Annotated in this window: 22 protein-coding genes; 7 read left to right on the forward strand and 15 right to left on the reverse strand. The window is 73.7% G+C overall.

The window, feature by feature from the left end; translation table 11 throughout:
• Positions 1-130: 130 nt before the first annotated feature.
• The 3 genes from FHU28_RS15235 to FHU28_RS15245 all read right to left on the reverse strand — a co-directional run bounded on the left by FHU28_RS15235 (position 131) and on the right by FHU28_RS15245 (position 1,781).
• Complete coding sequence (locus FHU28_RS15235) at positions 131-484, reverse strand: MmcQ/YjbR family DNA-binding protein (protein ID WP_184684717.1); 354 nt, start codon at positions 482-484, stop codon at positions 131-133.
• A gap of 78 nt (positions 485-562) precedes the next feature.
• Positions 563-997, reverse strand: a complete 435-nt coding sequence (locus FHU28_RS15240; RefSeq protein ID WP_260412989.1) for a DNA-binding protein — start codon at positions 995-997, stop codon at positions 563-565.
• Positions 998-1,142: 145 nt separating this feature from the next.
• Positions 1,143-1,781: a DNA-3-methyladenine glycosylase gene (locus FHU28_RS15245; protein ID WP_184684719.1), complete on the reverse strand. Its 639-nt coding sequence runs from the start codon at positions 1,779-1,781 to the stop codon at positions 1,143-1,145.
• Between the two features lie 139 nt (positions 1,782-1,920).
• Here FHU28_RS15245 and FHU28_RS15250 point away from each other — a divergent pair, with 139 nt between their 5' ends.
• Positions 1,921-3,021 carry an LLM class flavin-dependent oxidoreductase gene (locus tag FHU28_RS15250; protein WP_184684721.1) on the forward strand — a complete coding sequence of 367 codons (1,101 nt, stop codon included), beginning with the start codon at positions 1,921-1,923 and terminating at the stop codon, positions 3,019-3,021.
• Positions 3,018-3,644 (forward strand): CE1759 family FMN reductase, encoded by a 627-nt coding sequence (locus FHU28_RS15255; RefSeq protein WP_184684723.1) that lies wholly within the window; start codon positions 3,018-3,020, stop codon positions 3,642-3,644. Before FHU28_RS15250 ends, FHU28_RS15255 begins: the two co-directional genes overlap by 4 nt.
• A 183-nt stretch (positions 3,645-3,827) precedes the next feature.
• Here FHU28_RS15255 and FHU28_RS15260 read toward each other — a convergent pair whose 3' ends face one another.
• Positions 3,828-4,712 carry a universal stress protein gene (locus FHU28_RS15260; RefSeq protein ID WP_184684725.1) on the reverse strand — a complete coding sequence of 295 codons (885 nt, stop codon included), beginning with the start codon at positions 4,710-4,712 and terminating at the stop codon, positions 3,828-3,830.
• A 70-nt stretch (positions 4,713-4,782) separates the two neighbouring features.
• Complete coding sequence (locus FHU28_RS15265) at positions 4,783-5,691, reverse strand: universal stress protein (RefSeq protein ID WP_184684727.1); 909 nt, start codon at positions 5,689-5,691, stop codon at positions 4,783-4,785.
• A 157-nt stretch (positions 5,692-5,848) separates the two neighbouring features.
• Between FHU28_RS15265 and FHU28_RS15270 the strand changes: the two genes are divergently transcribed.
• Positions 5,849-6,319, forward strand: a complete 471-nt coding sequence (locus FHU28_RS15270; protein WP_013285560.1) for a cyclic nucleotide-binding domain-containing protein — start codon at positions 5,849-5,851, stop codon at positions 6,317-6,319.
• Here the strand turns inward: FHU28_RS15270 and FHU28_RS15275 are convergent.
• The 6 genes from FHU28_RS15275 to ppdK form a co-directional block, all read right to left on the reverse strand.
• Positions 6,316-6,600: a hypothetical protein gene (locus tag FHU28_RS15275; RefSeq protein WP_091424444.1), complete on the reverse strand. Its 285-nt coding sequence runs from the start codon at positions 6,598-6,600 to the stop codon at positions 6,316-6,318. The two genes, FHU28_RS15270 and FHU28_RS15275, sit on opposite strands and share 4 nt — an antisense overlap.
• 32 nt (positions 6,601-6,632) lie before the next feature.
• A complete protein-coding gene (gene pflA, locus FHU28_RS15280; protein WP_184684729.1) occupies positions 6,633-7,415 on the reverse strand; it encodes a pyruvate formate-lyase-activating protein in 783 nt (260 codons plus the stop codon).
• Positions 7,412-9,655: a formate C-acetyltransferase gene (pflB, locus tag FHU28_RS15285; protein ID WP_184684731.1), complete on the reverse strand. Its 2,244-nt coding sequence runs from the start codon at positions 9,653-9,655 to the stop codon at positions 7,412-7,414. Before pflB ends, pflA begins: the two co-directional genes overlap by 4 nt.
• A gap of 63 nt (positions 9,656-9,718) precedes the next feature.
• The gene (locus FHU28_RS15290) at positions 9,719-10,729 is read right to left on the reverse strand and encodes a zinc-dependent alcohol dehydrogenase (protein WP_184684733.1); all 1,011 of its coding nucleotides are present in this window, start codon (positions 10,727-10,729) and stop codon (positions 9,719-9,721) included.
• 163 nt (positions 10,730-10,892) lie between these two features.
• Positions 10,893-11,336 (reverse strand): hypothetical protein, encoded by a 444-nt coding sequence (locus tag FHU28_RS15295; protein WP_184684735.1) that lies wholly within the window; start codon positions 11,334-11,336, stop codon positions 10,893-10,895.
• Positions 11,337-11,348: 12 nt separating this feature from the next.
• Complete coding sequence (ppdK, locus tag FHU28_RS15300; protein WP_184684737.1) at positions 11,349-14,009, reverse strand: pyruvate, phosphate dikinase; 2,661 nt, start codon at positions 14,007-14,009, stop codon at positions 11,349-11,351.
• A 136-nt stretch (positions 14,010-14,145) separates the two neighbouring features.
• On the opposite strand from ppdK, the gene FHU28_RS15305 reads away from it, so the two are divergent.
• The 3 genes from FHU28_RS15305 to FHU28_RS15315 all read left to right on the forward strand — a co-directional run bounded on the left by FHU28_RS15305 (position 14,146) and on the right by FHU28_RS15315 (position 16,786).
• Positions 14,146-14,649, forward strand: coding sequence for a GNAT family N-acetyltransferase (locus FHU28_RS15305; RefSeq protein ID WP_184684739.1), 504 nt, complete (start codon positions 14,146-14,148; stop codon positions 14,647-14,649).
• 9 nt (positions 14,650-14,658) lie between these two features.
• Positions 14,659-15,285 carry a hypothetical protein gene (locus tag FHU28_RS15310; RefSeq protein ID WP_184684741.1) on the forward strand — a complete coding sequence of 209 codons (627 nt, stop codon included), beginning with the start codon at positions 14,659-14,661 and terminating at the stop codon, positions 15,283-15,285.
• Positions 15,286-15,430: 145 nt separating this feature from the next.
• Positions 15,431-16,786, forward strand: coding sequence for a hemolysin family protein (locus FHU28_RS15315; protein WP_184684743.1), 1,356 nt, complete (start codon positions 15,431-15,433; stop codon positions 16,784-16,786).
• 27 nt (positions 16,787-16,813) lie between these two features.
• Here the strand turns inward: FHU28_RS15315 and FHU28_RS15320 are convergent, their stop codons facing one another.
• The 4 genes from FHU28_RS15320 to FHU28_RS15335 all read right to left on the reverse strand — a co-directional run bounded on the left by FHU28_RS15320 (position 16,814) and on the right by FHU28_RS15335 (position 19,182).
• The gene (locus FHU28_RS15320; protein ID WP_184684745.1) at positions 16,814-17,131 is read right to left on the reverse strand and encodes a PRC-barrel domain containing protein; all 318 of its coding nucleotides are present in this window, start codon (positions 17,129-17,131) and stop codon (positions 16,814-16,816) included.
• The gene (locus FHU28_RS15325; RefSeq protein ID WP_184684747.1) at positions 17,118-17,498 is read right to left on the reverse strand and encodes a hypothetical protein; all 381 of its coding nucleotides are present in this window, start codon (positions 17,496-17,498) and stop codon (positions 17,118-17,120) included. Before FHU28_RS15325 ends, FHU28_RS15320 begins: the two co-directional genes overlap by 14 nt.
• The gene (locus FHU28_RS15330; RefSeq protein ID WP_184684756.1) at positions 17,495-18,721 is read right to left on the reverse strand and encodes an NRAMP family divalent metal transporter; all 1,227 of its coding nucleotides are present in this window, start codon (positions 18,719-18,721) and stop codon (positions 17,495-17,497) included. Before FHU28_RS15330 ends, FHU28_RS15325 begins: the two co-directional genes overlap by 4 nt.
• A gap of 71 nt (positions 18,722-18,792) precedes the next feature.
• Positions 18,793-19,182 carry a PaaI family thioesterase gene (locus FHU28_RS15335; protein ID WP_043324903.1) on the reverse strand — a complete coding sequence of 130 codons (390 nt, stop codon included), beginning with the start codon at positions 19,180-19,182 and terminating at the stop codon, positions 18,793-18,795.
• 101 nt (positions 19,183-19,283) lie between these two features.
• Here FHU28_RS15335 and tyrS point away from each other — a divergent pair, with 101 nt between their 5' ends.
• On the forward strand, positions 19,284-20,567 hold the full coding sequence (tyrS, locus tag FHU28_RS15340; RefSeq protein ID WP_184684758.1) for a tyrosine--tRNA ligase: 1,284 nt from the start codon (positions 19,284-19,286) through the stop codon (positions 20,565-20,567).
• The last annotated feature ends 156 nt before the right edge of the window (positions 20,568-20,723 follow it).

Raw genomic sequence — 20,723 nt, forward strand, 5'->3', positions numbered from 1 at the left:
GCGGATCCCGCTTGCCGGACGTTGGGCTGCGGTCTCGGACTTCGGGCTCCGTCGCTCGGGGCGGCTCCCGCCATTGCTCGGATTTGCCGCACAAGCGGCGGCGCCAGTCGGTCTGAGCGAGTTCGTTCGGTCAGCCTGTGGGGCGTTCGCGTTTCGGCAGCTTGGCCACCACCGCGTCGTACGACCCGTCGACCGCCTCGATCAGCTCGTCGTCGGGGATGCCGCCCGCGAGCCGCAGCGTGTTCCAGCCGGACCGGCCGATGTAGGGGGAGGGGCGCGCGTCGGCCGGGAACCGGTGCAGCCACTCGTCGGCCACCTCCCGGGACGCCCCGCACTTCACCCCGAGCCGCGCCTCACCCTCGGGCGAGCCGAGGAACGCGAAGATGCGGCTGCCCACCTTCACCACCTCGTCGCCCTCCCACGGCCGGTCCAGCCAGGCTCCCGGCTTGGCCAGGCAGTAGGCGAGCATCTCCTCGCGCGTCATCGCGTCCTCCCGTGCCGTCGTCCGGCACAGTCTGGCCCGCCGCTGTGACAATCCGCGGGCCCGGCGCCGGCGCGCCGGTCAGTCGCCGGTGCCGGTGCGGACGGTGAGCCGCTCGTAGCGCTGCCGGGCCGCCTGGGCGCTGCCCAGCCCCAGCCCGAAGGCGATCGCCTGCCAGGTCATGCCCCGCCCGCGGGCCACCTGCAGCAGCCCGGCCTCCAGCGCGTCCACCTCGGCCCGCACGTGCGGGATGAGCGTCAGTGCCGCCATCAGGTCGGCCTGGTCGACAGGCTCCTCGCCGTCGTCCAGCTCGGCGCCTCCGGCGAGCGCCATCACCAGCGTGGCCGCCTCGTAGGCGTCGGGCACGTCGGGGTGGGCGTAGCGCCGGCGGCGGGAGTTCGTGCCGGCGTGCCGCTCGGCGATCCGCAGCAGCGCCGCGTAGTTGCGGTGCGCCCGGGCCTGGGCAGCATCCGGAGCGGTGAACGGGTCGTTGTTCACGGTGACCATGACGTCCATCCCACACCCAAGAATGGCTTGTTGTCAACACTGTGTTGAAAGTCATTCGTGCAAGACGTCGTGCCGTCAGGACGTGGTGAGAGGACGGCGCGTCATGCACCACAGACGCGCCGTAGGGTGTTCCGGGTTGCCCGGAACGGTCGATTCAGGCCGGTGAGTTCCGCACCGAGGCGGCCGGAGCGGGCCGGCGGCGCGGGGTGTGTCGCCGGTACACGCTCACGCTCGGCTCGTCCGCCAGCCAGAACCGCCACGGCAGGTCGTGCGCGGCGGCGACCCCGACACGCGGCCCGGCGACGATCCGCGTGCGGTCGACCGGGCTCGCCGGTGGCGTCAGCAGCAGCGGACCGCTGCCGTCGACCGCCGAGGAGCCGTTGGCCTCCCGCCCGAGCCCGAGCGCGGTGACCAGCCGGGCCGGCCCGCGCGCCAGATCCCGGTCGGCGGCGCGTGGCCGCCGCTCGCGGGCGGTCTCGATGCCGTCGATCACCTCGCCCGCGCGCAGCAGCACCGCCGCCGCCTCGCCGTCACGCCCGCAGACGATGTTCGCGCACCAGTGCATGCCGAACACGAAGTACACGTACACGTGCCCGGCGGGCCCGAACATGACCTGGTTGCGCGGCGTGGGCCCGCGGTGGGCGTGCGACGCCGGATCCTCGCCGGTGCCCGCGTACGCTTCGACCTCGGTGAGGCGGACGGCGACGCCGCCGGCCGACACGGTCCAGCCGAGCAGCGTCCGTGCGGTGTCCGCGACCTGCGCGGCGGGCGCCTGGAGCCAGGGGTACGTCATCGCGGCAAGGGTAGTCGGTGGGTGGCGCGTGATCCGGGCCACGCCAGAGCGGGCGACCACCGGAATAGTTGACTCGTCAAATATGTTGTGAGGAGCGATCCCGGGCCGACCGGTCCGGACCCCACGCGAGGAGCTGGTCATGCAGTTCGGAGTCTTCACCGTCGGTGACGTCACCCTCGACCCGACAAACGGGCGACTGCCGTCCGAGCGTGAGCGGATCAAGGCCATGACCGCCATCGCGCTCAAGGCCGAGGAGGTCGGCCTGGACGTCTTCGCCACCGGCGAGCACCACAACCCGCCGTTCGTGCCGTCGTCGCCGACCACCATGCTCGGCTGGATCGCCGCGCGCACCGAACGGCTGCTGCTGTCGACCTCGACCACGCTGATCACCACCAACGACCCGGTGAAGATCGCCGAGGACTACGCGATGCTCCAGCACCTCGCCGACGGCCGGGTGGACCTGATGATGGGGCGCGGCAACACCGGGCCCGTCTACCCGTGGTTCGGCCAGGACATCCGCAACGGCATCCCGCTGGCCATCGAGAACTACGACCTGCTGCGCCGGCTCTGGCGCGAGGACGTCGTGGACTGGAAGGGCCGCTTCCGTACGCCGTTGCAGGCGTTCACGTCGACCCCGCGCCCGCTCGACGGCGTGCCGCCGTTCGTCTGGCACGGCTCGATCCGCAGCCCGGAGATCGCCGAACAGGCCGCGTACTACGGCGACGGCTTCTTCGCCAACCACATCTTCTGGCCCAAGGAGCACACCCAGCGGATGGTCGGCCTCTACCGGGAGCGTTTCGCGCACTACGGCCACGGCTCGCCCGACCAGGCCATCGTCGGCCTCGGCGGGCAGGTCTTCATGCGCCGCAACTCCCAGGACGCGGTACGCGAGTTCCGCCCCTACTTCGACAACGCCCCGGTCTACGGGCACGGCCCGTCGATGGAGGAGTTCACCCGCGAGACGCCGCTGACGGTGGGCAGCCCGCAGCAGGTCATCGACCGCACGCTGGGCTTCCGCGAGTACGTCGGCGACTACCAGCGGCAGCTCTTCCTGATCGACCACGCCGGCCTGCCGCTGAAGACGGTGCTGGAGCAGCTCGACCTGCTGGGCGAGGAGGTGGTCCCGGTGCTGCGCAAGGAGTTCGACTCGATGCGTCCCGCGCACGTGCCCGAGGCGCCCACCCACGCCAGCCTGCTGGCCGCCCGCGACGCCACGCCGGCCGACGGGGAGCAGCGATGACCAGCCGTACCGTGGCGGTCGTCTCGGCCGGGCTCGCCCAGCCGTCGTCCACCCGCCTGCTCGCCGACCAGCTCGCCGCGGCCGCCCGCGACGAGCTGGCCGGCCGCGGCGCGGCAGTCGAGCTGCGCGCCGTGGAGCTGCGCGAGCACGCCCACGACGTGGTGAACCACCTGCTCACCGGCTTTGCGCCGGCCGCGCTGCGGCAGACGCTCGACGCCGTGGCGGCCGCCGACGCGCTGATCGCGGTGACGCCGATCTTCAACGCGTCCTACAACGGGCTGTTCAAGTCGTTCTTCGACGTCATCGACCGGGACACCCTCGCGGGCAAGCCGGTGCTGATCGGGGCGACCGGCGGCACCGCCCGGCATTCCCTCGCGCTGGAGCACGCGGTCCGGCCGATGTTCACGTACCTGCGGGCGGCGACACTGCCCACGGCGGTGTTCGCCGCGCCCGAGGACTGGGCCGGCGACGACGGCGACAGCGCGCTGCGGTCCCGGATCCGCCGGGCCGCCGCCGAGCTGGCCGAGCAGGTGGACCGCCGGCCGCCCGCGACCGGCCCGGCCGACCCGTTCGCGCTCACCACCGACTTCGCCGACCTGCTCGCCGGCCGCGATCCGGCCTGACGCCGGGGCGGTTCGGCGCGGAGCCGACCGCTACCGGGCGTGACCGTCGCCGGCGAACCACGCCGGAAACCAGATATGACTGAGAGGCATAAATATGCCTCTCAGTCATATCGCTCGGAAGACATCCCTCGGGCCGGGCCGGCTCGGTGGACCGGAGCGGATCAGGCCACCCCGTGCGGCGCGTCAGTCGCCGGCCGGCTCCGGCCGGTGGGCGACGAGCACCGGGCAGTGGGAGTGCTGCACCATGGCCTGGCTGACCGAGCCGAGCAGCAGCCCGGCGAAGCCGCCCCGGCCCCGGGAGCCGACCACCACGAGTGACGCCTCGCCGCTGGCCTCCCGCAGTGCGGTCTCCGGCGAGGCGGCGGTGACGGACCGCTCCGTCACCCGCAGGCCCGGGTGCGCCGCCCGAACCCGGTCCGCGGCCTCGGCCAGCAGCCCTGCGGCCTCGGCCCGCTCGGCGGTGGACGCCTCCGCCGCGACCTCGGGCGCCACCGCGCCGCGTTCGGGCGACCGGACGTGCATCAGCACCAGCTCCGCGTCGCGCCGCTCGGCCTCGGCGGCGGCCAGCTCGATCGCGTACGCGGCCGAGTCGGAGCCGTCCACGCCGACCAGCACCGGCCCGTCCACCGGGATCGGCTGTTCCTCCGGGCGGACGATCAGCACCGGACAGTGCCCGTGCTGCGCGAGCTGCCCGCTGACCGAGCCGAGCAGCAGGCCGGCGAAGCCGCCCACGCCCCGGCTGCCCACCACCACCAGCTCGGCGCGGCGGGACTCCTCGACCATCGTCGCGCCCGGGCCGCCGGCCACCTGGCGCACCTGCACGCGCAGGCCCGGGTGCCGCTCGGCCAGGTCGGCGGCGACCGACTCCAGCATCTTCTCCGACTCCGCGGTGGGCGCCGGCACCCCCAGGTCGTACGGGTTGAGGGGCACGCCGTAGCCGAGCGGGTGCAGGTAGCCGTGCACCAGCACCAGCGGCCGGGAACGCGCCACGGCGGTCGCGGCGGCCAGGTCGGCGGCGGCCAGGCTGGACGGCGATCCGTCCACTCCCACCACGACGGGTCGGTTCATCAGGTCTGTTCCCTCCGGTCGGCTCAGGCCATTGTGGCGGTCCCGGCCGCGCCGGGACCGCCGAACCGGCTCAGCGGTCCCGGCCCCCGCGGTGCCGGACGATGGCCAGCGGGCTGTGGCAGTGGTGCAGCACGGCGTGGCTGACCGAGCCGAGCAGCAGCGAGCCGAGGCTACCCCGCCCGTGCGCGCCGACCACCGTCAGCTGCGCCCCGACGGACTCCTCGACCAGCACCCGGGCAGGCGTGGCGGCGGCGACCAGCTTCGGCCGCACCGTGACCTCCGGGTAGCGCTCGGTCCAGCCGGCGACCGCCTCGGCCAGCACCCGCTGCTCGTCGGCGCGCAACTGCTCCGGCTCGTACGCCAGCGGCAGGACGTCGCCGAACGCCTCGCGGTAGCTCACCGGCTGGGGGTAGAGCCAGGTGTGCACCACCACCAGTTCGGCGCCGCGCGCCGCGGCCTCGGCGAACGCGAAGCCGACCGCCTCGTCCGACAGCGCCGAGCCGTCAACGCCGACCACCACCGGGCCGTCGGCGCGGGCCTCGCCCCGGGCGACGAGCACCGGGCAGTCCGCGCGGGCGGAGAGCTGCACCGCCGCCGAGCCGACCAGAAGTTCGGCGAAGCCACCCAGGCCACGGTGGCCCAGCACGAGCAGCGCGGCGTCGCGGCTCTCCCGCAGCAGCACCGCCACCGGCCCGCCGTCGACCACCGCGCCGGTCACCGCCAGCTCCGCGCCGACCTTGCGGGCCTCGTCCACCGCCTCCTCGACCAGCTTCTCGGCCTCCTGGCGCAGCTCGATGTCGGGCAGCACCGGGGCGACCATGCCCAGCGGCGTGCCGACCAGCGGCCACAGGAAGGCGTTCACCACCCGCAGCGGCCGGTGCCGCAGCACCGCCTCGCGTGCGGCCAGCCGTACCGCGTCCAGCGCGGACGGGGAACCGTCCACGCCCACCACGACGGGGGCACCGGTCCTGTCGGTCATCGCGTCCTCCTCGGGTTCCCCCTCAGCCTGCGCCGACGGCTCCCACCTGGGCAGAGGCGATCCGCCCGCCCTGACCGGGACCATCGGCCCCTACCGGCCGGGCCGATCGCGAGGTGGAATGGAACGACTGCTCCCTCCTGCCGATCCTGGAGGCGCGATGACCCCGCTGGAGATGCTCCGCGTCCATCCGTTCCTGGCCGGGCTGCCCGACGAGTGGCTGCCCCGGCTCACCGGCTACGCGCGCCCGGTGGTCTGGCACCCCGGGCACCGGCTGTTCCGCGCCGGCCAGCCGGCCGACCGCTTCTGGCTGGTCCGCGGCGGCCAGGTGGCGCTGGACTTCCCGGTGCCCGGCCGCGGTGACGTGGGCATCGAGACGATCGGCCCGGGCGGGGTGCTCGGCTGGTCCTGGCTGTTCCCGCCGTACCGCTGGCAGTTCGGCGCGGTCGCCACCCAGCGCAGCACCGCCGTGGAACTCGACGCGGACGGGGTACGCCGGCTGATGGAGTCCGACGACACGCTCGGCCGCCAGCTCACCACCCGGTTCATGAGCGTGGTGGTGGACCGCCTCCAGGCGTCCCGGGTCCGGCTGCTCGACCTGTACGGCTATCCGACGGCGGCGGCGAGCTAGCGGTCGCGGACGACCAGCTCGTCCACCTCCAGCCGGCCGATGCGCAGCTCGCGGATCACCGCGCGGCGCACCGCCAGCCGGCCGATCACGAGTGAGCCCACCGCCACCGCGCCGAGCGCGAACGCGCCGAAGGCGATCGCGCCGACGGCCGTGGCGCCCAGCGCCCGCGCGCCGGTCGCGCCCGCGCCGGTGGCCTGCGCGCCGACGGCCCGCGCTCCGGTCGCCTGTGCGCCGGTCGCGACCAGGGCGCGGATACGTGCGGTCGGAAGCAGATTCGGCATGCCCCGATCGTAGTGTTCCGCGGGGGCGCCGGTCAGGTGACGGTGAGGCCGCGCGCGGTGAACTGGCCGCGTACCCGGGCCAGCAGGTCGGCGTCCGGCGGCTCGGTGTCAGCCAGCGGGAAGGTCAGCCCCAGCTCGGCGTACTTGTGCGCGCCGAGCCGGTGGAACGGCAGCACCTCCACGCGCTGCACGGTGGCCAGCCCGGCCGCGATGTCGGCCACCCGCTCCACCTCGTCGACCGCGTCGGTCAGCCCGGGCACCAGCACGTACCGGATCCACATCGGCGTACCCCGGTCGGCCAGCCGCTGCGCGAACCGCAGCGTCGGCGCGAGCCGGCCGGTGCCGGTGACCCGGCGGTACGTCTGCGGGTTGCCCGCCTTGACGTCGAGCAGTACCAGGTCGGTGGCGTCCAGCAGCGCGTCGTCGGCGCGTACGCCGAGGAAGCCGGAGGTGTCCAGCGCGGTGTGCAGGCCGAGGTCGTGGCAGCGGCGCAGCAGCTCGCCGGTGAACGCCGGTTGCAGCAGCGGCTCCCCGCCGCTCACAGTGACGCCGCCGCCCGCGACCTGGATGAACCGGCGGTACCGGGTGGCGAGCGTGACCATCTCGTCCACAGTGCGGCGCCGGCCGCTACGCCCGTACCAGGTGTCCGGGCTGTGGCAGTAGCGGCAGCGCAGCGGGCAGCCGGCCAGGAAGACGACGAACCGGGTGCCCGGCCCGTCCACCCCGACCGACGTGTCCCAGGAGTGCACCGCGCCGGCGACACACCCCGGCGCCGCCGGAGCAACCTCCGGCGGCGCGGGCGGGCGGCCGTTCACAGCGACCCGTGGAAGGTCCGCGACACCACGTCGCGCTGCTGCTCCGCGGTGAGCCGGACGAAGTTCACCGCGTACCCGGAGACCCGGACGGTGAGCTGCGGGTACCGCTCCGGGTGCGCCATCGCGTCCAGCAGCGTGGCCCGGTCCAGCACGTTGACGTTGAGGTGGAACCCGCCGGCGTCGGTGTAGCCGTCGAGCACCCCCGCCAGGTTGGCGATCCGCTCGTCGCGGGTGTGGCCCAGGCCGTCCGGCGTGACGGTGCCGGTCAGCGAGATGCCGTCGCGGGCCGCGTCGTACGGCAGCTTCGCCACCGACAGCGCGGACGCGACCAGTCCGTGGGTGTCCCGGCCGTTCATCGGGTTCGCCCCGGGCGCGAACGGCTCACCGGCGCGCCGGCCGTCCGGCGTGTTGCCGGTGTGCTTGCCGTACACCACGTTCGAGGTGATGGTGAGCACCGACATGGTCAGCTCCGCGTCGCGGTACGTGCGCTGGCGGCGCAGCTTCTCCGCGAACGTCTCGACCAGCCACACCGCGATCTCGTCGGCCCGGTCGTCGTCGTTGCCGTACGTCGGGAACTCGCCCTCGACCGCGTAGTCGACTGCCATGCCGGTCTCGTCGCGCAGCACCTTGACCCGGCCGTACCGGATGGCCGACAGGCTGTCCACGGCTACCGACAGGCCGGCGATGCCGGTTGCCATGAAGCGGCGCACCGGGTGGTCGTGCAGCGCCATCTCCAGCCGCTCGTACGCGTACCTGTCGTGCTGGTGGTGGATCACGTTCAGCGCGTCCACGTACGTCTGCGCGAGCCAGTCTAGCGTCCGGTCGTACGCGGCCAGCACCTCGTCGTAGTCGAGCGTCTCGCTCCCGACCGGCGCGGCCGGCGGGGCGACCTGTGCGCCGGACAGCTCGTCCCGGCCGCCGTTGATCGCGTACAGCAGCGCCTTCGCCAGGTTCGCCCGGGCGCCGAAGAACTGCATGTCCCGGCCGACCCGCATGGCCGACACGCAGCAGGCGATGGCGGTGTCGTCGTCGTACGCCGGGCGGATCAGCTCGTCGTTCTCGTACTGGATGGCGCTGGTGTCCAGCGACACCTGGGCGCAGAACCGCTTGAACCCCTCGGGCAGGCGGGGCGACCAGAGCACCGTCAGGTTCGGCTCCGGGGCCGGGCCGAGGTTGTAGAGCGTCTGCAGGTAGCGGAACGTGGTGCGGGTGACCAGCGGGCGGCCGTCCGCGCCCATTCCGCCGAGCGACTCGGTGACCCAGGTGGGGTCGCCGGAGAACAGCTGGTCGTACTCGGGGGTGCGCAGGAAGCGGATGATCCGCAGCTTGATCACGAAGTCGTCGATCAGCTCCTGCGCGCCCCTCTCGTCCAGCCGCCCCTCGGCGATGTCCCGCCGCAGGTAGGCGTCGACGAACCCGGCGGTGCGGCCGAGCGACATCGCGGCGCCGTTCTGCTCCTTCGTGGCGGCCAGGTAGGCGAAGTAGAGCCACTGGATCGCCTGCGCGCCCGTGACGGCCGGGCGGGAGATGTCGAAGCCGTACGAGGCGGCCATCTCCTTGAGCTCGCCGAGCGCGCGGATCTGCTCGGCCAGTTCCTCCCGGTCGCGGATCACGTCGTCGGTGCTGCGCCGGCCGTCCAGCGCCGCCTTGAGCGTCCGGCGCTCCTCGATCAGCCGGTCCACGCCGTACAGCGCGACCCGGCGGTAGTCGCCGATGATCCGCCCGCGCCCGTACGCGTCGGGCAGCCCGGTGATGACGTGCGAGCGCCGTGCGGCCAGCACGTCCTCCGGGTACGCGTCGAAGACCGCGTCGTTGTGCGTACGGCGGTACCGGGTGAAGATCTCGTGCACGCGCGGGTCCGGTTCGCGCCCGTACGCACGCAGCGCGGTCTCCACCATCCGCAGCCCGCCGGCCGGCATGATCGCCCGCCGCAGCGGCGCGTCGGTCTGCAACCCGACGATCAGCTCCCGCTCCCGGTCGATGTACCCGGGGGCGTGCGAGGTGATCGCCGACGGGGTGGCCGCGTCGACGTCGTACACGCCGCGCCGCCGCTCCTCGCCGAACATCTCCCGCAGCCGGTCCCACACCGCGAGGGTGCGCGGCGTCGGTCCGGTGAGGAACGACGCGTCCCCGGTGTACGGATCGTGGTTGTGGCGGACGAAGTCGGCCACGTCGACTGTCTCCTGCCACGCTCCGGCGTGGAATCCGCGCCAGGGGGCCAGGGCTTCGGTGACTGTCATGTCGGTCCCTCTCCGGGCGTCGGCGGGCCCGGTCCCCGCGGGGTGCGGGGACCGGGGCGGGGGTCAGGGCTGGAGCACGAGCCGGGCGGCGACCCGGCCGGCGAGGACGTCGTCCACCGCGTCGTTGATCTCGTCCAGCTTGCGGGTCTCGTAGACGACCCGGGTGCGGCCGGCGGCGTGCAGCGCGAAGACCTCGGCCAGGTCGGCACGGGTGCCGACGATCGAGCCGAGCACCGTGATGCCCTTGAGCACCGTCTCGAAGACGGGCAGGGTGATCGCGTTGTCGGCCGGTAGCGACACGAGCACCAGCCGGCCGCCGCGGCGCAGCGAGAGGTGGGCCTGCTCGATCACCCGAGGGCTGGCGGCCAGCACGATCGCCACGTCCACGCCGCCCAGGGCGGTGATCCGCTCGACCGGGTCGGTGGTGGCGGCGTCGACTGTGTGCGCCGCGCCCAGCGACGTGGCCAGGTCCAGCTTCTCGGCGGTCACGTCGACCGCGACCGTCTCGGCGCCGAAGATCTGCGCGTACTGCTGGGCGAGGTGGCCGAGGCCGCCGATGCCGAAGATCGCGACCCGCTCGCCCGGCCGTACGCCGGCGACCTTGACCGCCTTGTACGTGGTGACGCCGGCGCAGGTCAGCGGCGCGGCCACGAACGGGTCCACGCCGTCGGGCACGCGGACCGCGTAGCGGGCCGACGCCACGGCGTACTCGGCGTGCGCGCCGTCGATGCTGTAGCCGGTGTTGCGCTGCGACTCGCACAGCGTCTCCCAGCCGGTCACGCAGTACGAGCAGGTGCCGCAGGCCCAGCCGAGCCAGGGCAGCGCGACCCGGTCGCCGACGGCGTGCTCGGTGACGCCGGGACCGACCTTCTCGACCAGCCCGACGCCCTCGTGACCGGGCACGAACGGCGGGGTGGGCTTCACCGGCCACTCGCCGCGAGCGGCGTGGATGTCGGTGTGGCAGAGTCCGCTGGCCTCGATGCGGACCAGGATCTCGCCCGGGCCGGCCTCCGGCACGGGACGCTCGGTGATCTCCATCGGACGGTCGAACGCGGTGACGACACTGGCGCGCATCGCGGGCCTCCCTCGGTCTCGTTCTCACCCTCAGCGTCGTCCTCCCGGGCGCTGCCGGGCAGGGGCGCAGGACCGCCGTGACCCGGGACCAACGGCCCCTCTCGCGGCCGGGAACGGCGGTACGGCCGCCGGTGACGTGCCGGCGGCCGTACCCCGGGGGTGGTCAGCGATCGACGACCAGGCGGCGGGCCCGCAGCACGCGAGCCCACCAGGGCCGGTCGTCCGGGCGCAGCCGGGGCCCCGGCACGCCGCGCAGGCTGACCCAGCCGCCCGGCCCCATGGTGACGGTGCCGACCGACGGCGGGCGGCGCCGCGACCACAGCGCCACCGCGGCGGTGAGCGCGGCGACCGCGAACGCGCCGGTGGCGGCCGCGACGAGCTGGTCGGGTTCGACCACGCGCCGGTAGCGGACCCGGCCGCCGGCCGCGACGAACACGCCGACCGGGCGGCCGTCCCGGTTCACCGGCACCAGCGCGGCGTCCCCGGGCAGCTCCAGCACCGGACCGACCGGCCCGGCCGGTGTGAGGGCGGGCGCCGCGGCCTGCGGCGGCGCCGGGCGGGGGACCGGCGCGACCGCCGGTCCGGTCGGGTTGAAGATGGCGGTCATGACACTGCCCTCCTAGCGGGAGTCGGACTTCTCGGTGCGGGCCTCGACCGCGGCCCGGCCGGCGGCCAGCCGCGCCACCGGCACCCGGTACGGCGAGCAGGAGACGTAGTCGAGCCCGGCCGCGGCGAAGAACCCGATCGAGTCCGGGTCACCGCCGTGCTCGCCGCAGACCCCGACGGTCAGGTCCGGCCGAGCCGCCCGCCCCTCGGCGACGGCGAGGCGGACCAGCCGGCCCACCCCGGTGGCGTCGATGCTCTCGAACGGCGACACCGGGAAGATCCCCCGTTCCAGGTACGTGGAGAAGAACGCCCCCTCCACGTCGTCGCGGGAGAACGCCCAGGTCATCTGCGTCAGGTCGTTGGTGCCGAAGGAGAAGAAGCGCGCCTCGGCGGCGATGTCCCCGGCCGTCAGCGCCGCCCGGGGCGTCTCGATCATGGTGCCGATCGGGATCTCCGGCGCACCCGGCACCCCGGCCAGCACCCGCCGCGCCTCGTCCGCCACCGCGGCGAGTTCCCGCACGTCGCCGACCAGCGGCACCATGATCTCCGGGCGCGGGTCACCGCCGGCCCGGACCCGCTGCGCGGCCGCCTCGGCCAGCGCCCGCACCTGCATCGCGAACAGGCCCGGCACCACCAGCCCGAGCCGTACGCCGCGCAGCCCCAGCATCGGGTTGGTCTCGTGCATCCGGCGCACCGCCGCGAGCAGCACGCCGTCGTGGCCCGGCTCCTCGCCGCGCGCCTGCGCGCCCGCCACCCGGGCGGTCAGCTCGGCAAGGGGAGGCAGGAACTCGTGCAGCGGCGGGTCGAGCAGCCGGACCGTGACCGGCAGCCCGTCCATCGCGGTGAGCAGCCCGAGGAAGTCGGCCCGCTGCAACGGCAGCAGCGCGTCCAGCGCCGCGCCGACCTCGGCCGGGCCGTCGGCCAGGATCAGCCGTTCGACCAGCTCCCGGCGCTCGCCGAGGAACATGTGCTCGGTGCGGCACAGCCCGATCCCGGCGGCGCCCAGCTCGCGGGCGCGCCGCGCGTCGTCCGGGGTGTCGGCGTTGGCGTGGACGCCGAGCGTGCGCACCGCGTCGGCGTGCCCGAGCAGCCGGTGCACGGCGGCGACCAGCGGGTCGGCCTCCGGCCGCAGCTCACCGGTCAGGTACCGGGCCACCGGGGACGGCTGCACCGGCACCTCGCCGAGCCAGATCCGCCCGCTGGTGCCGTCGATGGAGATCACCTCGCCGGCGCGCACCACGTGCTCGCCCACCGTGAACTCGCCGCGCTCCACGTCGATGGTCAGCGCCTCGGCCCCGCACACGCAGGTCCGGCCCATGCCCCGGGCCACCACGGCGGCGTGCGACGTCTTCCCGCCGCGCGAGGTGAGCACCCCGACCGCGGCGATCATGCCGGGCAGGTCGTCCGGGTTGGTCTCCGGCCGGACCAGGATCACCGGGCCGGTGGACGCCGCCGCGGCGGCCGAGTCGAAGACCACCCGTCCGACCGCGGCGCCGGGGGAGGCGCCGACGCCGACGGCGAGCGGCTCGGGCGCGCCGGCGGTGTCGAAGGCCGGGAACATCAGCTGGGCGAGCTGCGCCCCGGTGATCCGGGTGAGCGCCTCGTCGGCAGTGATCAGCCCTTCCTCGGCCAGCTGCGCGGCGATCACGAACGCCGCCGCCGCGGTGCGCTTGCCGACCCGGGTCTGCAGCATCCACAGCTTCCCGCGCTCGATGGTGAACTCGACGTCGCACAGGTCGCGGTAGTGCCGCTCCAGCGTCGCCATGATCTCCCGCAGCCGGTGGAAGCTCTCCGGGTCCAGCCGGGCCAGCTCGGTCAGCGGCACGGTGTTGCGGATGCCCGCCACCACGTCCTCGCCCTGCGCGTCGCTCAGGTAGTCGCCGTACACGCCGGGGGCGCCGGTGGCCGGGTCGCGGGTGAACGCCACCCCGGTGCCGGAGTCCGGGCCGAGGTTGCCGAACACCATCGCCATCACGTTGACGGCGGTGCCCAGGTCGTCCGGGATGCGCTCCTGCCGCCGGTAGATCCGGGCCCGCTCCGAGTGCCAGGACTCGAACACCGCGCGCACGGCCAGGAACAGCTGCTCGTGCGGGGCCTGCGGGAAGTCGTGCCCGACGTGCCGGGCGAAGATCTTCTTGTACGTGTCGACAAGGTCGCGCAACTGCCCGGCGCTCGGCCCGTCCGGTCCGGCGGTGGCCCGCAGCGCGGCCAGCTCGTGCTCGAACTCGTCGGCCGGGATGCCGTGCACGGTGCGGCCGAACATCTGGATCAGCCGCCGGTACGAGTCCCACGCGAACCGCTCGTCGCCGGTGCGGGCGGCCAGTCCCGCCACCGTGGTGTCGTTGAGCCCGATGTCGAGGATCGTCTCCATCATCCCCGGCATCGAGTACCGCCCGCCGGAACGGACCGCCAGCAGCAGCGGGTCCCGCGGGTCGCCCAGCCACCGGTCCAGCCGCGCCTCGACCTCCCGCAGCCGCGCGTTGATCTCCTCGTACAGGCCGTCCGGCGGCGCCCCGGTGGCCAGGTACGCCCGGCAGGCGTCGGTGGTGACGGTGAACCCGGGCGGCACCGGCAACCCGAGCCGGGTCATCTCGGCGAGGTTGGCGCCCTTGCCGCCGAGCAGGTCGGCCTGGCTGCGGTCACCTTCGATGAAGTCGTAGACGTACTTCGACATGATCCGGCCTCCTCGACTGCGTGGTCCCACCTCATTGGTAGACCGGTGGCCGGTCGGCGTGGCAGGGCCGGACGGGGCCGGGAGCGGGCCGATGGTCCCGAGGCGGTGTCGGTGGGTCCCGGTATCGTCTCCGGCCGTGACCACTGAGGTGCGGCTCCGCCCGGTACGCGACGACGACCTGCCGATGTTCTTCGCCCACGAGCAGGACCCGCAGGCCAACTGGATGGCGGCGTTCGGCCCGAAGGACCCGTCGGATCGGGCCGCGTTCGACGCGCACTGGGCGCGGATCCGCGCCGACGAGCGCATCGTCAACCGCACGGTCACCGCCGACGGCGAGGTGGTCGGGCATGTGGCGGCGTTCCCGGTCGACGACCGGATCGAGGTGAGCTACTGGATCGACCCGGGGCGCTGGGGGCGCGGCTACGCCACCGCCGGGCTCGCCGCGCTGTTGCGGGAGCTGCCGCAGCGGCCGGTGCGCGCCCGCGCCGCGAAGGACAACGCCGCCTCGCTGGCGGTGCTGCGCAAGTGCGGCTTCGTCGTGGTCGGCGAGGACTCGGGGTACGCCCCGGCGCGCGGCGCCGAGGTCGAGGAGTACGTGCTGGAGCTGCCCGCCGAGGGGCCTGACCAGGCAGGCCGCTAGTCTCCCCGGGTGAACTGGCTGGAACTCGTCGGCTGGGCCGGCTCCGCGCTGCTGGTCTGGTCCCTGCTGCAGACGCGGATCCTGCGGCTGCGCGCGCTCAACCTGGTCGGCTGCCTCATCCTGATCGGCTACAACGCCGCCGTGCAGGTCTGGCCGATGGTAGGGCTGAACGTGGTGCTCACCGTGATCAACGTCTGGTACCTGCGCAAGCTGCTGGCCACCCGGCACGACGAGCAGACCTACCAGGTGGTCGAGGTGGGCACCGGCGACGCGTTCCTGGCACACACGCTGCGCGTGCACGCCGCCGACATCGCCCGCTTCAACCCGGGCTTCCGCTGGGACGCCGACGCCGACGACCGCTCGGCGTTCCTCGTGGTACGCGCCGACGAGGTGGTCGGCGTGATGCTCTCGCACGCCGAACCGGACGGGGTTGCCCAGATCGACCTGGACTACGTGACCCCGCCGTTCCGCGACTTCACCCCGGGCGAGTTCGTCTACCGGCGCAGCCGGCTGTTCACCGACCGGGGCTTCCGCCGGGTGGTCAGCCCGCCCGGCATGGTCGCCCCCTACTACCACCGGCTCGGGTTCCGGCCCGAGGACGGCGCGTACGTGCTGGACCTGCCCGTACCGGCCTGACCCGGCGCCCGGCGGGTGACACCGGCGGCCGGTCATGATTCAGCGGCGGGCCCGCGGGGCACTGAGGGGTCCACGCCGGCCGGGCCTGCCGGACGGCGAGTCGGCCATCGGCCGACCTGGATCGGGTCGAGGGAGATAACCGGTCGTGCAGAGCTACTGGAGCCAGCTGGCCCTGGTCGGTGTGCTGGTGATCCTCAACGCGGCGTTCGCCGGCAGCGAGATGGCGCTGGTGTCCCTGCGGGACAGCCAGGTGCAGCGGCTGGAGCGCAGCGGCCGGGGCGGACGGACACTGGCCCGCCTCGCGAAGGACCCGAACCGGTTCCTGGCGACCATTCAGATCGGCATCACACTCGCCGGGTTCCTCGCCTCCGCCGCCGCCGCGGTGTCCCTGGCCCGGCCGCTCGTACCGCTGCTCAGCGCGTTCGGCAACGCCGCCGAGACCGCCGCCATCGTCGCGGTGACGCTGGTGCTCACGTTCGTCACGCTGGTCTTCGGCGAACTGGCGCCGAAGCGGATCGCGATGCAGTCCGCCGAGCGGTGGGCGCTGCTGGTGGCCCGCCCGCTGGACCTGCTCTCCAGCATCACCCGGCCGGCCGTCTGGTTGCTGGGCGCCACCACCGACCTGGTGGTACGCCTGTTCGGCCTGGACCCGAAGGCCGAGCCGGACGAGATCGGCCCGGACGAGCTGCGCGACATCGTGGCCGGCAACCACGGCTTCACCAAGGAACAGCGCACGATCATCGCGGGCGCGGTGGAGATCGCCGACCGGCAGTTGCGCGCGGTGCTCGTACCCCGGTTGCAGGTCTTCACGCTCGACAGCGGCACCACCGCGGAGGCCGCGCGGCTGGTCCTGGCGGCGACCGGCCACTCCCGGGCGCCGGTGGTCCGCCACGGCGGCCTGGACGACGCGGTCGGCGTCATCCACCTGCGTGACCTGGTCGGCGTCTCCGACGACCGGCCGGTCGACGAGATCGCCCGCCCGCCCATGCTGCTGCCCGACTCGCTGCCGGTGGTCGACGCGCTGCGCCAGTTCAAGGCCGAACGCCAGCACATCGCGCTCGTGGTGGACGAGCGCGGCGCGGTCGACGGGATCGTCACGCTGGAGGACATCCTGGAGGAGATCGTCGGCGAGATCTACGACGAGACCGACCGGGACCTGCGTTCCGTGCGCACCGAGCCCGACGGCACGCTGGTGCTGCCCGGCACGTTCCCGGTGCACGACCTGACCGACCTCGGCGTGGAGCTGCCGAACCGGCCGGCGGGCGACTACACCACAGTCGCCGGGCTGGTGCTGAGCTGCCTCGGGCACATCCCGACGGTGGCGGGGGAGCAGGTGACCGTGGACGGCTGGGAGCTGACGGTGGCCGACGTCGACCAGCGGGCCATCACCGAGGTGCACGTCCGCCGCCGCGGCCGCAGCGACGGCGCACCGGACGACGACACCGCGGACGACGCCGGCGACCCGGCCGACGCGCCGGAACTCGACGAGGCACGCCGCTGAGCGGCGTCCGCCCGCGCGCCGTCCCGGTCAGCGGCGGCCGGCCGGCGGGCCGAACGGGAAGCCGGGCACCGGCGGGAGCAGTTGCACCGCGTCGGCCGGCACCTGGTGGGTGCTGCGCCCGACCAGCCGGGCCACCACCCGCAGCAGCCACGGACCGGAGGGGTGCAGCTCCGGGCCGATCAGGCGGCTGATGAGCCGGGTCCACCAGTGCCCGGCGACGATCACGTCGGTGATCCGCAGCCGGTCCGGCGGCCACCCGCCGCGCACCACCACGTCCACCACCCGGCCGAGCCGCCGCCCGTGCAGGTCGTACGCGGTGCGGCCGAGCAGCTCACCCGCTCGCATGGCCGGATCCCGGGATCCGTTCGATCAGGTGCCGGCGCAGCCACGCCTCCACCGGTGACGGCGGCAGGTCCGCCGCCGGGCAGCGCAGCCGCACCGCGCTGTCCACGCGGGCGACCTGGGACAGCGGTACGCGCAACGGTGGCACCGGCGGGTCGTCGGTGAACCGGTCCGCCACCGCCACCAGCAGCCGCCCGACCCGCCCGCCGATCCGCTCCCCGAGCGCGCCCTGCCCGGTGAGCAGGCAGTCCACGTACGGGAAACCCTCGTCGTCGACAGCGAACGCGATGTCGTCGACGCGCCCGACCAGCAGTCCGTCCACGTCGACGATCTGCCGGTCGAGCAGCCGCCTGGCCAGCTGAACCCTCATGGCCCCATCCCCGTCATGATCGCCAGTGGGATCGCGGCCGCCGAGGCCGCGACGATGAGCAGCAGGAACACCGCGCCGAGCAGGTTCATCCACCGCCCGTTGACCCGGTCGCCGAGGTACCCCCTGTCGTTCGCGACCACCAGGATCGGCAGGTACGTCAGCGGCAGCACCACGGCGCTCAGCACCAGCATGTACTCGGTCAGCCGCACCGGGTCCACCGTCGTCATCAGCATCACCACACCGAGCAGCAGACCGACCAGCAGGACGCTGTGGAACCGGGCCGCCTCCCGGGGGCGGACCCGCTTGCCCCACTGCCACCCGAAGTACTGCGCCGCCGCGTACGCCGCCGACAGCCCGGTCTCCAGCGCCGCGCCGAACGTCACCGCGAAGAACGCCAGCACAGCCGTGGCCAGGCCTGCGCCGCCCAGCGCCGTGGCCACCGGCCGCGCCACCTCGTCGAGCGTGCTCAACGACACCCCGGACGGGTGGTAGGCCACCGTGGCCACAGCCACCAGCGACAACGCCAGGAACCCGCCCACCGGGAAGCCGATCAGCACGTTCGAACGGGCCCGCGCCAGGTCCGCCGCGCCCCACCGCTCCTCGACGCCGCCGGAGGAGAAGAAGAACACCTCGTACGGGCTGACAGTCGAGGCGAACAGCGCCACCGCCACGAACCAGTACAGCGGCCAGCCGTGCCCCGCCGCGCTGATCTGCCACGCGCCCTGCCCGAGTGCCGGCCAGTCGGTCGGCAGCGCCACCAGCGCGACCGCGAACACCAGCAGCGCCAGCCCGGCCAGGCCGAAGATCCGCTCCATCAGCTCGAACCGCAACCGCCACAGCACCAGCCAGACCGCCAGCGCGGCCAGTGGCACCCAGAACAGGTGGCTCACCCGGGTCGCCAGTTGCAGCGCCAGCGCCACCCCACCCAGCTCCGCGGCGAGCGTGACCACCGTGACCAGCCACGACGCGACCAGGTTGAGCAGCGCCACGCGTGGTCCGAGGCGCTCCCGGACCAGGTCGAACACCGCCCGCCCGCTCACCGCAGCGATCCGGCCGGCCATTTCCGCGTACGCGCAGATGCCGACCACGCCGATCAGCAGCACCCAGGTGTGCGCCATGCCGAACAGCGCGCCGGCCTGACTGGCCGCCACCAGGTCACCGATGTCGACGAATCCGCCGACCGCCGACAGCACGCCGAGCGTGGCGGCGAACAGCTTCCTCACGTCGGGCCGGGTGCGGACGATCTCACCGAGGCGACGATATCGGCGTCAGTGCCCGGTTTTGGGCGAATGCGTCAGGAGGCGGTGAGGTTCTGCAGCCGCACCTGACCGCGGGCCACCAGCCGGCCGTCGGCGTCGGTGATCTCCACGAGCCAGAGCTGCTGGCTGCGGCCCCGGTGCACGGGCGTGCCGACAGCGGTCAGCTCACCGTCGCGCACCGCGCGCAGGAAGTCGGTCTGGTTCGACACCCCGACGACGTTGCCCTTGTCGCCCAGCCAGAGCGCGCCGCCGATGCTGGCCGCCGTCTCCACCACCGAGCAGTAGACGCCGCCGTGCTGGATCCCGTACGGCTGGTGCAGCTCCGGGCGGACCTTCCAGCGGATCACCACCCGGTCCCCGCTGACCTCGTCGAACGTCAGGCCCAGCAGGGCCACGAAGCCACCGGTCAGGTTCGGCATGTCCACCGCGGTTCCTCCTCGCGTTCGACGGCGCCGCCAGCCTAGTCGCCGCCACGTCGGCAAACCCGGTACGGGCCGGGGGCGGGAATGGGGGACAATCGGTGACCGTGACCGACAGCAACCTCCCGCAGGGGCGGGACTCCCTGACCGAAGACCTGCTGTGGCGGGGCCTGATCCAGGACTCGACCGGCCTTGACGAGCTGCGTGAGCTGCTCGACGGCGGGAGCACCACCTTCTACGTGGGCTTCGACCCCACCGCGCCGAGCCTGCACATCGGCAACCTGATGCAGGTCGTCATGGCCCGCCGGCTCCAGCAGGCCGGGCACCGTCCGCTGCTGCTCGTCGGCGGCGCCACCGGGCAGATCGGCGACCCGAAGGAGAGCGCCGAGCGCACGCTGAACCCGCCCGAGGTGATCGCCGGCTGGGTGGAGCGCATCCGCGAGCAGCTCTCGCCGTTCGTCACGTACTCCGGGGAGAACGCGGCGCAACTGGTCAACAACCTGGACTGGACCGGCGAGATGTCGGTGGTGGAATTTCTCCGGGACGTCGGCAAGCACTTCCCGGTGAACAAGATGCTCGCCCGCGAGGTGGTCAAGGCGCGGCTGGAGACGGGCATCAGCTACACCGAGTTCAGCTACCAGCTCCTCCAGGCCAACGACTACTTCGAGCTGCACCGCCGGCACGGCTGCCGGCTCCAGTACGGCGGCTCCGACCAGTGGGGCAACATCACCGCCGGTGTGGACTACATCCGGCGGCGCGGCGCCGGGCCGGTGGAGGCGTTCACCACGCCGCTGGTGACGAAGTCCGACGGCACCAAGTTCGGCAAGAGCGAGACCGGCACGGTCTGGCTCGACCCGCAGATGACCAGCCCGTACGCGTTCTACCAGTTCTGGGTCAACGCCGACGACCGGGACGTCAGCCGTTACCTGCGGTACTTCAGCTTCCGCTCCCGCGAGGAGCTGGAGGAGCTGGAGAAGGCCACCGCGGAGCGGCCGCAGGCGCGCCTCGCCCAGCGGGCACTGGCCGAGGAGCTGACCACGCTCGTGCACGGCGAGCGGGAGGCGGCCCAGGCGGTGGCGGCCAGCCAGGCGCTGTTCGGGCGCGGCTCGCTCGACGAGCTGGCCCCGGAGACGCTGCGCGCGGCGCTGACCGAGGCCGGCCTGGTGCACCTCGACGAGCTGCCGGACGTCGCCGGCCTGCTCAAGGAGTCGGGCCTGGTGCCGAGCATGAAGGAGGCACGCCGGGTGATCGCCGAGGGCGGCGCCTACGTGAACAACACCCGGATCTCCGAGGTGGACGCGGTGGTGTCGGCCGACGACCTGCTGCACGGCCGGTACCTCGTGCTGCGTCGGGGGAAGCGCTCGTTCGCCGGTGTCGAGCTGCGCGGATAGTCCGCTGTCGACGATGTGACGCGGGACGCGCCCAGCGGATTTGACGATCACTCCGCTGGGCGCGTAACTTTTTCTATGCCAGCGCGGAACGGACGAAACAGGGCGAAAGACCTGACAGGCCGGAGCGCGGGACCTGAGAACCGGGCGGTGCCCCGG

Source organism: Micromonospora echinospora, assembly GCF_014203425.1.
Classification (GTDB): Bacteria; Actinomycetota; Actinomycetes; order Mycobacteriales; family Micromonosporaceae; genus Micromonospora; species Micromonospora echinospora_A.

Coding starts and splice junctions, on each gene's coding strand:
- FHU28_RS15295 (WP_184684735.1), bottom strand. CDS start 11,336: ATGACCGCCATCTTCAACCCGACCGGACCGGCGGTCGCGCCGGTCCCC.
- pflB (WP_184684731.1), bottom strand. CDS start 9,655: ATGACAGTCACCGAAGCCCTGGCCCCCTGGCGCGGATTCCACGCCGGA.
- FHU28_RS15275 (WP_091424444.1), bottom strand. CDS start 6,600: ATGCCGAATCTGCTTCCGACCGCACGTATCCGCGCCCTGGTCGCGACC.
- FHU28_RS15245 (WP_184684719.1), bottom strand. CDS start 1,781: ATGACGTACCCCTGGCTCCAGGCGCCCGCCGCGCAGGTCGCGGACACC.
- FHU28_RS15290 (WP_184684733.1), bottom strand. CDS start 10,729: ATGCGCGCCAGTGTCGTCACCGCGTTCGACCGTCCGATGGAGATCACC.
- FHU28_RS15235 (WP_184684717.1), bottom strand. CDS start 484: ATGACGCGCGAGGAGATGCTCGCCTACTGCCTGGCCAAGCCGGGAGCC.
- FHU28_RS15260 (WP_184684725.1), bottom strand. CDS start 4,712: ATGAACCGACCCGTCGTGGTGGGAGTGGACGGATCGCCGTCCAGCCTG.
- FHU28_RS15240 (WP_260412989.1), bottom strand. CDS start 997: ATGGACGTCATGGTCACCGTGAACAACGACCCGTTCACCGCTCCGGAT.
- FHU28_RS15270 (WP_013285560.1), top strand. CDS start 5,849: ATGACCCCGCTGGAGATGCTCCGCGTCCATCCGTTCCTGGCCGGGCTG.
- ppdK (WP_184684737.1), bottom strand. CDS start 14,009: ATGTCGAAGTACGTCTACGACTTCATCGAAGGTGACCGCAGCCAGGCC.
- FHU28_RS15320 (WP_184684745.1), bottom strand. CDS start 17,131: ATGCGAGCGGGTGAGCTGCTCGGCCGCACCGCGTACGACCTGCACGGG.
- FHU28_RS15325 (WP_184684747.1), bottom strand. CDS start 17,498: ATGAGGGTTCAGCTGGCCAGGCGGCTGCTCGACCGGCAGATCGTCGAC.
- FHU28_RS15255 (WP_184684723.1), top strand. CDS start 3,018: ATGACCAGCCGTACCGTGGCGGTCGTCTCGGCCGGGCTCGCCCAGCCG.
- FHU28_RS15265 (WP_184684727.1), bottom strand. CDS start 5,691: ATGACCGACAGGACCGGTGCCCCCGTCGTGGTGGGCGTGGACGGTTCC.
- FHU28_RS15250 (WP_184684721.1), top strand. CDS start 1,921: ATGCAGTTCGGAGTCTTCACCGTCGGTGACGTCACCCTCGACCCGACA.